General features: G+C 73.3%; 10 protein-coding genes and 1 pseudogene. 10 read left to right on the top strand and 1 reads right to left on the bottom strand.

Going from position 1 to position 14505, the window contains the following annotated elements:
* Positions 1–13: 13 nt before the first annotated feature.
* From MODMU_RS30410 to nrfD, 4 genes and pseudogenes are all read left to right on the top strand, one after another.
* Positions 14–574 carry a dehydrogenase gene (locus MODMU_RS30410; RefSeq protein WP_014738478.1) on the top strand — a complete coding sequence of 187 codons (561 nt, stop codon included), beginning with the start codon at positions 14–16 and terminating at the stop codon, positions 572–574.
* 12 nt (positions 575–586) lie between these two features.
* Positions 587–3307, top strand: a pseudogene (fdh, locus tag MODMU_RS01990) (formate dehydrogenase); the annotation flags it as partial.
* 22 nt (positions 3308–3329) lie between these two features.
* Positions 3330–4403 carry a 4Fe-4S dicluster domain-containing protein gene (locus MODMU_RS01995; protein ID WP_014738480.1) on the top strand — a complete coding sequence of 358 codons (1074 nt, stop codon included), beginning with the start codon at positions 3330–3332 and terminating at the stop codon, positions 4401–4403.
* 37 nt (positions 4404–4440) lie between these two features.
* Positions 4441–5616, top strand: a complete 1176-nt coding sequence (nrfD, locus tag MODMU_RS02000) for an NrfD/PsrC family molybdoenzyme membrane anchor subunit (RefSeq protein WP_014738481.1) — start codon at positions 4441–4443, stop codon at positions 5614–5616.
* 19 nt (positions 5617–5635) lie between these two features.
* Here the strand turns inward: nrfD and MODMU_RS02005 are convergent, their stop codons facing one another.
* Positions 5636–6142 (bottom strand): nucleotidyl cyclase domain-containing protein, encoded by a 507-nt coding sequence (locus MODMU_RS02005; RefSeq protein ID WP_014738482.1) that lies wholly within the window; start codon positions 6140–6142, stop codon positions 5636–5638.
* A 326-nt stretch (positions 6143–6468) separates the two neighbouring features.
* Here MODMU_RS02005 and MODMU_RS02010 point away from each other — a divergent pair, with 326 nt between their 5' ends.
* The 6 genes from MODMU_RS02010 to MODMU_RS26650 all read left to right on the top strand — a co-directional run bounded on the left by MODMU_RS02010 (position 6469) and on the right by MODMU_RS26650 (position 14449).
* Positions 6469–7803 carry a hypothetical protein gene (locus tag MODMU_RS02010; RefSeq protein ID WP_014738483.1) on the top strand — a complete coding sequence of 445 codons (1335 nt, stop codon included), beginning with the start codon at positions 6469–6471 and terminating at the stop codon, positions 7801–7803.
* On the top strand, positions 7800–7928 hold the full coding sequence (locus MODMU_RS29885; RefSeq protein WP_269454056.1) for a hypothetical protein: 129 nt from the start codon (positions 7800–7802) through the stop codon (positions 7926–7928). The genes MODMU_RS02010 and MODMU_RS29885 overlap by 4 nt, the downstream gene beginning before the upstream one ends.
* Complete coding sequence (locus MODMU_RS02015) at positions 7921–10164, top strand: hypothetical protein (protein ID WP_014738484.1); 2244 nt, start codon at positions 7921–7923, stop codon at positions 10162–10164. Before MODMU_RS29885 ends, MODMU_RS02015 begins: the two co-directional genes overlap by 8 nt.
* 4 nt (positions 10165–10168) lie before the next feature.
* The gene (locus MODMU_RS02020) at positions 10169–10414 is read left to right on the top strand and encodes a hypothetical protein (protein WP_014738485.1); all 246 of its coding nucleotides are present in this window, start codon (positions 10169–10171) and stop codon (positions 10412–10414) included.
* Positions 10414–11742: a glycosyltransferase family 2 protein gene (locus tag MODMU_RS02025; protein WP_014738486.1), complete on the top strand. Its 1329-nt coding sequence runs from the start codon at positions 10414–10416 to the stop codon at positions 11740–11742. Before MODMU_RS02020 ends, MODMU_RS02025 begins: the two co-directional genes overlap by 1 nt.
* Positions 11743–11956: 214 nt before the next feature.
* Positions 11957–14449, top strand: coding sequence for a DUF7402 domain-containing protein (locus MODMU_RS26650; RefSeq protein WP_166503365.1), 2493 nt, complete (start codon positions 11957–11959; stop codon positions 14447–14449).
* The last annotated feature ends 56 nt before the right edge of the window (positions 14450–14505 follow it).

The raw sequence follows: 14505 nt of genomic DNA on the forward strand, positions 1-14505 counted from the left end.
CAAGCTCCACGTCGTGAAGACGTGGCTCGACGCGTGGCCGGTGTTCCGGCAGCTCACCGGCTCTGATCCCCTCGGCCGCGGCGTGGCCGCGCGCAGCAAGGCCACCGAGCAGGTAGTCAGCCGGACGGCGACGGCCGACCGCGTCGTGACGTCCGTCTGCCCGTACTGCGCGGTCGGCTGCGGTCAGCGCGTGTTCGTGAAGGACGAGAAGATCGTCCAGATCGAGGGCGACCCCGACTCGCCGATCAGCCGCGGCCGGCTCTGCCCCAAGGGCAGCGCGAGCAAGCAGCTGGTCACCAGCCCGTCCCGCGTGACCACGGTCAAGTACCGCCGTCCGTACGCGACGGACTGGGAGGACCTGGACCTCGACACGGCGATGGAGATGATCGCCGACCGCGTCCTGGACGCCCGGGCGAAGGGCTGGCAGGAGCAGGACGCGGGGCGCCGCGTGAACCGCACCATGGGTGTGGCCAGCCTGGGCGGCGCGACGCTGGACAACGAAGAGAACTACCTGATGAAGAAGCTGTACAGCGCCATGGGCGCCATACAGATCGAGAACCAGGCCCGCATATAGCACTCTTCGACGGTCCCCGGTCTGGGGACCTCGTTCGGCCGTGGTGGCGCGACCAACTTCCAGGAAGACCTGGCGAACTCCGACTGCATCGTCATCGAGGGTTCGAACATGGCCGAGTGCCACCCGGTGGGCTTCCAGTGGGTGATGGAGGCCAAGGCCCGGGGGGCCAAGGTCATCCACATCGACCCGCGGTTCACCCGGACCAGTGCGGTCGCGGACCTGCACGTCCCGCTGCGCATCGGCACCGACATCGCCTTCCTCGGCGGCCTGATCAAGTACGTCCTGGACAACGAGCTGTACTTCAAGGAGTACGTGGTCGCCTACACCAACGCCGCCGCGCTGGTGGGCGAGGACTTCGTCGACGCCGAGGACCTCGGCGGGCTGTTCTCCGGGTTCGACCCCGAGCACGGCCAGTACGACACCGACAGCTGGAAGTACGAGTTCGCCGAGCCGGAGGAGTCACGCGCCGACGACCCGGCACGGGCCGCCGAGCAGGAGCGGGTCGACGACCACCACGACGTCAAGTCCGCGGACAAGGCGCAGTCCCTGGGCAGCGGTGGCGCGCCGATCCCGGGCAAGCCCGTGCGCGACGAGACGCTGCAGCACCCGCGCAGCGTGTTCCAGGTGCTCAAGCGGCACTTCGCCCGCTACACCCCGGAGATGGTGGCCGAGGTCTGCGGCATCGGGCCGGAGGTCTTCGAGCAGGTCGCGCAGTGGGTCACCAGCAACAGCAACCGCGAGCGGACGACGGCCTGGGTGTACTCGGTGGGCTGGACGCAGCACAGCGTCGGCGCGCAGTACATCCGCACCTGCTCGATCCTGCAGACGCTGCTGGGCAACATCGGCCGGCCGGGTGGCGGCATCCTGGCGCTGCGCGGGCACGCCAGCATCCAGGGCTCGACCGACGTCCCGACGCTGTACAACCTGCTGCCCGGCTACCTGCCGATGCCGCACTCCGTCCAGCACCAGTCGCTGGACGACTACGTGGCCGACTCGGCCGGCAAGGCCGGCTTCTGGGGCAACAAGCGGGCGTACACGGTCAGCCTGCTCAAGGCCTGGTTCGGTGACGCGGCCCAGCCGGAGAACGACTTCCGGTTCGACTGGATCCCGAAGATCAACGGCGACCACAGCTCCTACCGGACGATCGCGGACATGATCGCCGGGAAGGTGCACGGCTACTTCCTGGTGGGGGAGAACCCCTCGGTCGGCTCGCCCAACGGCAAGATGAACCGGTTCGGGCTGGCCAACCTGGACTGGCTGGTCGTGCGTGACCTGCAGATGATCGAGTCGGCGACCTTCTGGAAGGAAGGCCCGGAGATCGAGTCCGGGGAGATGGCGCCGGAGACGATCGCCACCGAGGTCTTCTTCATGCCCGCGGCCACGCACGTGGAGAAGGAGGGCACCTTCACCCAGACGCAGCGGCTGCTGCAGTGGCGGCACAAGGCGGTCGAGCCGCCGGCCGACGCCCGCAGCGACCTGTGGTTCTACTTCCACCTGGGCCGCATCCTGCGCCGGCGCCTCGCCGGGTCCACCGACCCGCGCGACCAGGCGCTGCTCAACCTGACCTGGGACTACCCGACGATCGGGGAGACCGCCGACCCCGACGCCGAGGCCGTGCTGCGCGAGATCAACGGCGTGGGCCCCGACGGCAGGGCGCTGTCGGGCTACCTCGACCTCAAGGACGACGGGTCGACCACCAGCGGCTGCTGGATCTACTCCGGCGTCTACGCCGACGAGGTGAACCAGGCCGCGCGGCGGAAGTCGCGCCGCGAGCAGGGCCCGGTGGCGCTGGAGTGGGGCTGGGCCTGGCCGCTCAACCGCCGCATCCTCTACAACCGCGCCTCCGCCGACCCCGACGGCAAGCCGTGGAGCGAGCGCAAGAAGTACGTGTACTGGGACGAGGAAGCCGGGAGGTGGACCGGCGACGACGTGCCGGACTTCGAGGCCACCAAGCGCCCGGACTACGTGCCGCCGGAGGGCGCCAAGGCGCAGGCCGCCATCGGCGGGGCCGACCCGTTCATCATGCAGATGGACGGCAAGGCCTGGCTGTACGCGCCGTCCGGGCTGGTCGACGGCCCGATGCCGACGCACTACGAGCCGGCCGAGTCGGTCGTGGAGAACTACCTCTACGACCAGCAGTCCAGCCCGACGATCGAGCGGATCGCCGGGCCGTGGAACCGGGAGAACCCCTCGCTCAGCGAGGTCTTCCCGTTCCAGGTGACCACCTACCGGCTCACCGAGCACCACACCGCCGGTGGGATGAGCCGCACGCTGCCCTACCTGTCCGAGCTCCAGCCGGAGTTCTTCGTCGAGGTCAGCCCGGAGCTCGCGCAGCTGCGCGGCCTGGCCAACGGCGAGTTCGCCACCCTGGTCAGCGCCCGGACGGCGATCGAGGCGAAGGTGCTGGTCACCGAGCGGATCCGGCCGGTCAAGCTGCGCGGCGGGCAGGTCGTGCACCAGATCGGCATGCCCTACCACTGGTCCTACGCGGGGCTGTCGACCGGCGACAACGCCAACGACCTGCTGGGCATCGTGCTGGACGCGAACACCCACATCCAGGAGGACAAGGTCAGCACCGCCGACATCGTGCCCGGACGCCGTCCGCGCGGGCCGGAGCTGCTGGAGTTCGTCGAGTCCTACCGCCGCCGCGCGGGGGTCGAGTCGGGTCGGGTCGGCGTGAACGGCCGGGCACCGGACGAGGACCCCAGCGCGATGGAAGAGGCCGGCGCGTGACCAACGACGAGCGGGGAACGCGATGACCACCGTCAGCTCGGCCAGCCCGGGCCTGAGCAAGGACACCCGGGCCGTCAGCGGCAACCGGCTCTACGGGCCGCTGCCCGACGTGCAGGGCGAGGCGGGGTACGAGCCCGACCACCCCGCGCGGGTCGGGTTCTTCACCGACACGTCGGTCTGCATCGGCTGCAAGGCCTGCGAGGTCGCCTGCAAGGAGTGGAACACGCTCCCGATGGACGACTCGCACGGCACGAAGGACGTCATGGGGCTGTCCGGGATGTCCTACGACAACACCGGCCAGCTGGGTGCCAACTCGTGGCGGCACGTGGCGTTCATCGAGCAGAGCCGCGCGGTGGACCTGCCGATGCCGACGTTCGGCCGGCCCGGCGACGACCGGCAGGACGCCGGGCAGCCGGTCAACCCGATCAGCCCGCAGGCCGACAGCACGCTGAACGCGCAGACCAGCGTGCTCAACGCCGAGTCGCTCACCCAGTTCGACCCGCAGACCGGGCAGAGCGGCAGCGACAAGCAGATCCGCTGGCTGATGTCCTCCGACGTCTGCAAGCACTGCACGCACGCCGGCTGCCTGGACGTCTGCCCGACCGGTGCGCTGTTCCGCACCGAGTTCGGCACGGTCGTCGTCCAGGGCGACATCTGCAACGGCTGCGGCTACTGCGTGCCCGCCTGCCCCTACGGCGTCATCGACAAGCGCGAGGACGACGGCCGGGTCTTCAAGTGCACGATGTGCTACGACCGGCTGACCGACGGGCTGCAGCCGGCCTGCGCGACCGCCTGCCCGACCCAGTCGATCCAGTTCGGCGACCTCGACGAGCTGCAGGCCCGGGCCGACGCCCGGCTCGCGACGCTGAAGGGCCAGGGCGTGGAGACGGCGCGGCTCTACGGCCGGGACGAGGCCGACGGCGTCGGTGGCGTCGGCGCCTTCTTCCTGCTGCTCGACGAGCCGGAGGTCTACGGCTTCCCGCCGGACCCGATCGTCACCACCCGCGACCTGCCCTCGATGTGGAAGGCCGCCGCCACCGGCGCGGCGATGATCGTCGGCGTCGTGGCCTCGGCCTTCGTCGGACGCAGGCGATGAGGGCCATGTCGGCCATGTCGGCCCTGGGGGTGACGGCGTGAGCGAGCAGCCGAAGACCGGGAACGAGCCGGCCGGTGAGGCGCCGCTGACGCCGGGTGCCGGCTGGCACCGGGCCGGTGGGGAGGACCTCACCCGGCCGCGGCGCAAGCGCCGCCGCGGTGGTGGCGGGGGCTGGGGGAGCGGCAACCGCGAGGCGGCCATGGTCCCGGACGCGGAGTTCAGCTCGTACTACGGCCGGCAGATCATTAAGTCGCCGACCTGGAAGAACCCCGAGGTCCCGGTCTACTTCTTCCTGGGCGGGGCGGCGGGCACCTCGTCGGTGATCGCGGCGCTGGCCGAGTTCACCGGCCGCCCGAAGCTGGCCCGCAACGCCGAGTACGCGGCTGGGGTCGGCGCGCTCGCGTCGGTCGTGCTGCTGATCGACGACCTGGGCCGGCCGGAGCGGTTCCTGCACATGCTGCGGGTGTTCAAGCCGACCTCACCGCTGTCGGTGGGCTCCTACATCCTGTCGCCGTTCAGCGCGCTGGCCTCGGCGGCGGCCGCGGTGCGGTTGCTGGACCTCAAGCCGGTCTACGGCCTGGGCACGAAGGTGCTGCCGTTCCTGCCGTCGATCGCCGGTGCGTTCCCGGTGCTGCGCAAGGGTGCGGCGGTCGGTGCGGCCGCGTTCGGCGGGCCGATGGCGACCTACACCGCGGTGCTGATCGCCAACACCGCCGTCCCGTCGTGGCACGCGCCGCACGACGAGCTGCCGTTCGTGTTCGCCGGGTCGGCGATGGCCGCCGGCGGCGGCATCACGATGGCGCTGACCCCGGTCGACGAGGCCGGGCCGTCGCGCAAGGTGGCGCTGACCGGCGTGGCCGTGGAGCTCGCGGCGATGCACCGGGTCGAGCACGGGCACGGCATCGTCAGCGAGCCCTACCACCTCGGCAAGGCCGGGAAGCTGCTGCGCGCGGCCAAGGCGGCGACCGTGAGCGGCGCCGGCATCACCGCGCTGCTCGGCCGCACCCGGCCCGGCTCGGTGGTCGGCGGCGTGCTGCTGGCCGCCGGTTCGCTGCTGACCCGGATGGGCGTCTTCGAGGCCGGCATGCAGAGCGCCAAGGACCCGAAGTACACCGTCATCCCGCAGCGCGAACGGCTCGAGGCCCGTCAGGCCGAGGCCGCCGCCCGGGCCGGCACCGACGACCCGCACGAGGCCAGGTCCGTCGTCCGCTGACCCGCCCTCGGGCGGGACGTCAGCGGCGGGCGCCGCGGTACCGGATGACCCGACCGCCGCCGACGCTGAGCGCGGTGGTCAGGCAGAGGGTGGCGCGGCGGTGCACTTCGGTGGCCGAGACGTCGGGGGAGAGGGCCGCGATGCCGGCGCACGCGGTCAGCCCGGGCACCCCGGCGCCGACGACCACCTGCAGCAGCCGCTCGGTCGCCGTCTCGGCGTCCGCGGCCGAGCTGCCGAGCAGCACCGCGAACTCGGTGGGCCCGGAGCGGGCGAGCCAGTCGTCGGCGCGCACGTCCGCCGACAGCGCGGCGGCCACCAGGCCGAGGTGGCTGCCGGGCACCGGCCAGCGGGTGTCGCGGGGCAGCAGACCGATGAGCACCAACGCGGCAGGAGCGTCCGCGGAGGACGGCGCCCGCTCGGCGAGCCGCTCGATCAGCGCGACCCGGGAGGGCAGCAGCGTGACGGCGTCGGTGGCCACGGCGGCCGGCAGCGCGGGCGCGGCGGTCGGGGCGGCGGTGGTCGGCATACGATGGACATCGGCGGCAGCGGGGCCGGACTTGAGGCCGTGATCTCCGACTCCCTGCCGGAGCACTCCGAACGTCCCCGCCGCGGCCTGCCGCGGTTCCGGCACCGCCAGGTCCGGTCCGGTCACCTGATCGGGCGACTCCAACGGGTGACCGCCCTCGCAGGGCCGCCTACCGCACCGGCTCTCCGCATACTCTGGGTGACCAGGCCTGGATCTCGACGTCCCGTCCGACGAGACCGACGACCGTGCGATCGGAGCATCATGGAACACCTGTGCCGCCCCGTGTCTCCGTGCCGGGGGGCCCTCGCCGCCGGCCGGAGCGGGCTGTGAGGCCCGTCGACCTGCGGCGCGGTGACGACCGGTCGGTGCGCCCCACCCGGGTCGAGCTCCGCAACCGCCTCTGGCAGGGCATCCAGACCGTCTCGGTGATCACCGGCCTCGACGCAGGCGTGGACGCCGCCGCGCTGCGCGCCACCCTGCGCCGGCTGCACGCCGTCGACCCGACCGCCCGCGTGCTGTGCCGGCTCGAGGGCTCGCCGCTGCGCTGGACCCCGGTCCCCGCCGACGAGCTCGACGCCTGGCTGCACCGGCTGGTCACCGAGGCGCCCGGCGGCACCGAGGGACGCCGGCCGACGCCCGAGGAGCAGGAGACCATCGCTGCCGGGCTGCTGCCCCAGCCGCCCGACGACCGGCCGTTCACGGTCACCGTCGGCGACGGCTACCTCGGCTGGCAGGTCAACCACGTCCTCGGTGACGGCAACTACGGCCTGCGCAGCGTCGTCGGCGGGCTGCTCCGTGCGACCGCCACCGGCGAGGTCCCGACCGGGCTGCTGGCGTCCACCGACAGCACCACCCGCTACCCGCTGGCGAAGGCGACCTGGAACAGCCTCGCCCGCGAGCCGAAGCTCGCCACCTGGAAGGCGGCGCTGCGCCGCGGACTGGACCAGGGCGGTCGCCCGGACCAGCCGTCGGTCCCCGACGACACGACCGGGTTGTCCCTGGTCGCCCGCACCGGACCGGTCGGCACGATGGCGACGCTGCGCGCCTGGGGGGCCGAGCACCACCCCGGCGTCTCGGTCACGCTGCTGCTGATGTCGGCCGCGCGCCGGGCCCTCGAGCGGCACGGCGCCGTCCACCCGAGCACCGACTCCGTGGTGATGTACGACCTGCGCCGCTACCTGCCCTCCTCCGTCGACGTCGTCGGCAACTTCTCCGCCGCCCTGCGGCTGACCGACCCCAGCTGCCGTGACCCGCGGCAGGTCGCCGAGCAGGTCAACGCCGACGTCGGCCTGGGCCTCCCGCTGGTCTCGCTGATGGCCGCCAGCGCGAGCGAGGCGCTGTCGCCGCTGTGGTCGGCGGTGACCAGGTCGGGCAACGGCGAGCGCACCGGCGGCCCGGTCGTGCTCAGCCACCTGGGCTCCATGGGCTTCCTCCGGCGCCTGCCCTGGGACACCTCCGCCGGCCCGGGCCAGGTGCTCACCTGCGCCGCCCCGAGCATCCCCGGCGGCATCACCGTCTGCACCAGCGAGTGGGGGAAGGCGTTGAGCGTGACGCTGACCTACGACTCGACGTTCGTCGCCCGGGACAAGGTCGTCGCGGCAGCCGAGGCCCTGGTCGAGCGACCGTGGTCGTTGCTCGACGAGGCGGGGGAGGCGGCATGACCGCCGCGACCCCGCCCACCCCCCGTGTGATCGAGGAGATGACGATGGCCCGCACGACGGCCTCCCACCCCGCGCGTACCGGTCCGCCCGGCGCGCGGCCGGCCGCCCGGACCGCCGATGCGTGACGCCGACTCGCCGGCCGGGAGCAGCGCGCTCCTCGCCGAGGACCCGGCCCGGTTCCCCACCGCCGCCGAGGTGGCCGAGCTCGAGACCCCGCACCGCGCCCGCTGGGGCGTGGAGCGCGCCGCGCTGTGGGTCAGCGCCCTGGTGGCGGTGCTCACCGTCGTCGTCGCCGGGCTGGACCTCGACGTGCCCGGTCGCACGCTGCTCGCCCTGCTGTTCACGCTGCTGGTGCCCGGCGTCCCGCTGGCCTCCCTGCTCCGCGTCCCCTACGCACTGCTCAGCAGCTGCCTGGCCGTGGCGCTCAGCCTCGGGGTCGCGCTGATCATCGCCGCCGTCGAGGTCACCACCGGCTGGTGGGGGCCCACGGCGTGGGCCACGGGCACCGCCGCCGTCTCCCTGCTGCTCACCGTCGTCGCGCTGCGCCGGCACCCGGCCGACGAGCCGGGCGCCCGGCCGGCGCCGTCGCTGCGCAGCCGGCTCGCCACCCCCGACCGGCTGGTCTCCGCCGGCCTGCTGGTGCTGGCCCTGCTGTCGTGGTGGGTGGCCACCCGCTGGCTGGACCTCGACGCCGCCGGCGCCACCGGCGTGCTCGGCGTGCTGAGCTGGGCCTACGTGCTGGCGCTGGTGCTGACCGCCGCGGTCGCGGCCCGCCAGCTGCTCCGTCCGGTCGTCGACCCCGTCGTGCTGGCCGCCGCCGCGGTGGTGCTCTGCATCGTCGTGTTCGGCTACACCAACGTCGGCGACGGCGAGGCGGGTGTCTCGGTCGGCTGGCTGCACGTCGGCTTCATCCGGTTCATCACCGAGAACCACGCCTCCTTCCTCGGCCTGGACGCCCGGGCGTACTGGCCGGGCTTCTTCGGCGCGGGCGCCGACCTCGTCGAGCTGGCCGGCGTGCGGGACGCCAGCACCTTCCTGTCGCTCTCCCCGGCGTTCTACAACATCGCCGCGATCGCGCCGATCCTGATCATCGCCCGGTGCATCACCCGCTCGACGCGGCTGGCCTGGCTCGCGGTCTTCGTCTACCTGTCGGCCAACTGGTACCAGCAGGACTACTTCTCCCCGCAGGCCACGGCGCTGTACCTGTACCTGACCATGCTCGCCCTGCTGCTGTGGATGGCGACCCAGGCCCGGCCCACCCCGCTGGCCGGTGGCTGGGCCGCCCGGTCCCGGACCGCCTGGCGGCGCCGGCCGGCGCTGCCCGACGGGGTGTCGGCCGGTCGCGCCCTGGCGTGGGAGGTCGCGCTGCTGGGGATCGCCGTGGCCATCGTGGTCAGCCACCAGCTGACCCCGGCGACGCTGATCTTCGCGCTGCTGGTCTTCGTGGTCACCGGGCACACCCGCTACCGGCGGCTGTGGCTGCTGGTCGCCCTGGTCTTCCTGCTCTGGTTCAGCTACCGGGCCTCCGGCTACTGGATCGGCAACCTCAGCACCGTCCTCGACGACCTCGGCCAGCTGAACTCCAACCTGGACAGCGCCGTCGGCGGCCGGGTCAGCCTGACCGCCGACCCGACCTACCAGACGATGCAGAACGTGCGGCTGGGCTGGTCGCTGCTGTACGCCCTCGCCGGGCTCGCCGGCTGGTGGCTGATCCGGCACCGGCCCGGCGCCCCGCTGTTCGCCGGGCTGACCATGGCGGCCGGCGCGCTGGTGCTCTTCGGCAGCTACGGCGGGGAGATCGTGCTGCGGTCCTTCGTCTTCGCCGCGCCGCTGCTCGCCCCGCTCGCCGCCGTCGCGCTCGGTGCGCTGGGCCGCCGGCTGCGGCTGCCGCGCCTCGCGGTGCGCCGCACCGCGCTGGCCGTCGCCCTGGTGACCGTCGCGCTGACCGTCGGCAGCCTGCTGCTGACGACGACGCGCGGCCTCAACATCGCCTTCGAGCGGGTCACCACCGGTGACGTCGCCGCGGCGAACGCCCTCTTCGACCGGCTCCAGCGCGGCGACGTCGTGGGCACCCCCGCGTCGACCGGCGCGCTCGGCGCCAACCGGGTCGGCGAGCTCGTGCCGCTGCTGATGAGCGAGGCCGGCTGCGAGGCCGCCGACGCCGTGGAGTGCGCGGTCACCGAGGAGCCGGACTTCGTGGTGGTCAGCCGCACCCAGGACGAGGTGGGCCAGCTGACCGAGGGCCGGCCCGCCGGCTGGACGACGGCCATCGCCGACGAGCTGGTCGACCGGGGGCTCTACCGGGTGGTCTACGCCGACGCCGACGCAACGGTCCTGCAGGCCGTGGGACAGGGAGACTGACGCGATGCTCGACGCACTTGCCGGCTGGCTGGGGCTGACCCTGTTCGGGGTGGCCCTGGTGCTGGCCGCCGGACTCGAGGCGGCCGACCAGCTGGTCTCCGCCGGCCGCGGCCGCCGCGACCTCCACGACCGCCCGCAGCGCCGCCGGGCGCAGCGGGTCCGGTGGCGGCTGCTGCACGTGGCCCTCGCCCTCGTCGTGCTCGCCGTCGTCGGGGCGACCGTGGCGCGCTTCTACGTGTACGTCTACTGATGGCGGCCACGTCCCGGCCCGGTCCGGCAGCCGTCGAGGCGACCTGGTGCGGTGAGCTCGAGCTGTCCGGCAGCCCGGAGCTGCGCGGGGTCAGCCCGTTCGCCGATGAGGCGCACGCCCGGGTGCTCGTCCGGCTGCACGGTGAGCCGCTCGGTTACGTCACAGTGCCTGCGGGCGCGGCCGGCGTGGACGCCGCGGCGGTCGCCGCCGACGCCCGCACCCGCTTCGCCGCTGCCGTCACCGCCCACCTCGCGCAGGAGCAGCAGGAGGACGACGGCGGTCCGCTGCCCGCGGCCGGAGAGGGCTGCCCGAACCGGGTGGACTCCGACGTCCTGGTGTCGGTGGTGGTCTGCACCCGCGACCGGGCCGACCAGCTCGCAGGCTGCCTCGACCGGCTCCGCCTGCTGACGTACCCCCGGCTCGAGGTGGTGGTCGTCGACAACGCGCCGCCGGACGACGCCACCCAGCGGGTCGTCGAGGCCGCGCAGCAGCAGGACCCCCGGTTCCGCTACGTGCGCGAGCCGCGGCCGGGGCTGTCCGCGGCCCGCAACAAGGGGCTCGCCGAGGCGCGCGGCACCGTGCTGGCCTACACCGACGACGACGTGGCAGTGGACCCGGACTGGGTGCAGGGCGTGCTCCGGGGCTTCGCGCGCCGGCCCGACGTCGGCTGCGTCACCGGCCTGGTCTGCACCGCGTCCATCTCCAGCCCGGCGGAGGAGTACTTCGACGCCCGCACGTCGCTGTGGTCGACCCGGGTCGAGCCGCAGCTGTTCGACCTGCAGGGCAGCGGACCGGACGACCCGCTCTACCCCTACGCCCCCGGCCTGTTCGGCACCGGGGCGAACATCGCCTTCGACCGGCAGCTGCTGCTCGACCTCGGCGGCTTCGACGAGGCGCTCGGGGCCGGGACCCGCACCCGTGGCGGGGAGGACCTGGACATCTTCGTCCGGGTGCTCCGGGCCGGCCGGGCGCTGGTCTACGAGCCGGCGGCCATCGTCTGGCACCACCACCGCGCCGACCAGGACGCGCTGCTGAGCCAGCTCTACGGCTACGGCACCGGGCTGTCGGCCTACCTCACCAAGTGCCTCCTGCAGCGCGAGACCCGCGCGGAGATCCTGCGCCGCGTGGTGCCCGGGCTGCGCCGTCGCCGGGCCATCTCCGACGAGACGTCCGAGCGGCTGGGCAGCACGGCCGCAGCGCCTCCGGGAGCTGCCCGGCGGGAGCTGCAGGGGCTCCTGGTCGGCCCCGCGCTCTACCTGCGCGCACGACGGAGTGCGACCAAGCCGACCGGCGAGTCGGCTGCCGTCGCCCCTGCCCCGTCACTCTGAGTCAGGGACACGCCGTACATCTGGCGTTTCCACAGTTTCCTCAGCAGTGAACAATCCACGGGCCTGGGCTTTTCGAACAGTCACTGACTACGGTGCGTTGCGGTCATGAGCGGCCGACGGGGAAAGCAGTGGGAGGCAACGGGTGAGCAGGGCAGCAGAGGCACGTCGGGGGCGCATGCGCTGGGGGAGCCCGCTGGGCACCCTGGGCGGGCGCGTGTCGGGAGCCGGGCGGGTGGCGGGCGCACTGCTCGCAGCCACCGTCGTGGCGACCCTCGCGGCGGTGGGCCTCACGGCCGGCACCGCCTCGGCAGCCGCGGGGTGCTCGATCAACATCATCGCCCACCCGGACGACGACCTGTTCTTCATCAACCCGGCGACCCTGCAGAACGTGCAGTCCACCGGGTGCGTGAGCACCGTCTACGTGACCTCCGGTGACGCCGGCAGCGGCACGGGGTACTCGCAGCGCCGGGAGGAGGGTGTCCGGGCCGCCTACGCGAAGATGGCCAACACCGCGAACTCCTGGACGAAGACGACGGTGACCATCGCAGGCAAGGTCGTGAACAAGTCCACGCTGGCCGGCAAGCCGAGCCTGGCGCTGTACTTCCTGCGGCTGCCCGACGGCAACATCGACGGCAGCGGCACCGGCGCGTCGGGCTACACCAGCCTGCAGGACCTCTACGGCGGGTCCATCGCCTCGCTGCGCACCGTCGACGCGCCGATCCAGGACTACACCCGCGCGCAGCTCATCAGCACCCTCGGCAGCCTGATCACCACCTCCGGTGCCGCGACGGTCCGGACGCTGGACGAGCGCGGCGCCTACGGCGACGGCGACCACAGCGACCACTACACCGTGGCCCGGTTCGCGGTCGCGGCGAAGAACGCCGCCGCCCCGTCGATCCCGGTCGTCGGGTACCTCGGCTACCCCGGGTCGGACCTGCCGGCCAACGTCTCCGGCGCCGACCTGACCAACAAGCAGAACGCCTTCCTGGCCTACGCGCCCTACGACTCGCAGATGTGCCAGAGCCTGGCCGCCTGCAACGCGCGGCCCGAGGGCACCTGGCTGCCCCGGCAGCACCTGTCCAGCGAGCTGCACCCGACCGACCCCGGCCAGACCGGCAACGCCGCGCTGACCGCCACGGCCACCGCCTCGTCGCAGAACGCCAACGACGGCCAGACCGCGGCCAAGGCCATCGACGGCGTCGTCGACGGCTACCCGGGTGTCGCCAGCCGTGAGTGGGCGACCCAGGCCGGCAAGGCCGGCAGCTGGCTGCAGCTGAACTGGCTGGAGCCGGTGCAGCTGGGCTCGGTCGTGCTGTTCGACCGGCCGAACACCTCCGACCAGGTCACCGCCGCCACCGTGTCGTTCTCCGACGGCACCTCGGTGACGGTCCCGTCGCTGGACAACGCCGGCGCCGGGAAGATCGTGACCTTCGCTCCCCGGACCACCACGACCCTGCGGGTCACCATCACCTCGGTGAGCGCCAGCACCAGCAACGTCGGCCTGGCCGAGCTGCAGGCCTGGACCGCCGGCTCCGGCCCGTCGAACCCGACCACGCCGCCGACGACGACGCCGCCCACCACGACGCCGCCGACGACCACGCCGCCGACGACCACCCCGCCGACGACGACGCCGCCGACCACGACTCCGCCGGCCACGCCGAACCTGGCCACGACCTCGACCGTGACGGCCTCCTCGGAGAACCCGAACGACGGGCAGACCGCGGTCAAGGTCAAGGACGGCGTTATCGACGGCTACCCGGGTGTCGCCACCGCGGAGTGGGCGACCCAGGGCGGCAAGGCGGGCAGCTGGGTGCAGCTGACCTGGCCGACGGCTCAGACGGTCGACCGGGTCGTGCTCTACGACCGGCTCAACACCTCCGACCAGGTGACCGCGGGGACGCTCACGTTCTCCAACGGCACCACGGTCGCGGTGCCGACCCTCAGCAACGCCGGCGCCGGGGTCACGGTGACCTTCCCGTCCCGCTCGACGACCAGCGTGCGGCTGACCATCACCGGGGTCAGCGCGTCGACGAGCAACGTGGGGCTGGCCGAGTTCCAGGCCTACGGCGGCGGCTCGACGACCCCGACGACGACGGCGCCGACCACCACGGCACCGACGACGACGGCGCCGACCACCACCGCGCCGACGACGACGGCACCCACCACGACGGCGCCGACCACCACCGCGCCGACGACGACGGCGCCGACGACCACCCCGCCGACCACGACCCCGCCGACGACGACGGCACCGACCACCACGGCACCGACCACCACGCCGCCGGCCGCTGCGGTGAACCAGGCGCGCACCGCCACGGTCTCCGCGTCGTCGCAGAATACCAACGGCGGCCAGCCGGCCACCAAGGCGATCGACAACGTCATCGCCGGCTACCCGACCAACGCGGCCGCCGAGTGGGCGACCGTCGGTGGGGTCGCGGGCAGCTGGATCCAGCTGGCCTGGAGCTCGCCGGTGACCCTCAGCCGGGTCGTGCTCTACGACCGGCCGAACCTCGACGACCAGGTGACCGCCGCGACGATCACCTTCTCCAACGGGTCCACGGTCACCGTGCCGGTGCTCGACAACGCCGGTGGCCCGGTCACGGTCACCTTCACCGCCCGGTCCACGACGACGCTGCGGGTCACGTTCACCACGGTGAGCGGCACCACCCGCAACGTCGGGCTCGCCGAGCTCCAGGCCTGGACCGCCTGATCGCCGGCGCGCCCTGGCTCCGGCCGGGGCGCGCCGTGCACACCTGACCGACCCCG

Origin of the sequence: Modestobacter italicus (genome assembly GCF_000306785.1) — a bacterium.
Classification (GTDB): Bacteria; Actinomycetota; Actinomycetes; order Mycobacteriales; family Geodermatophilaceae; genus Modestobacter; species Modestobacter italicus.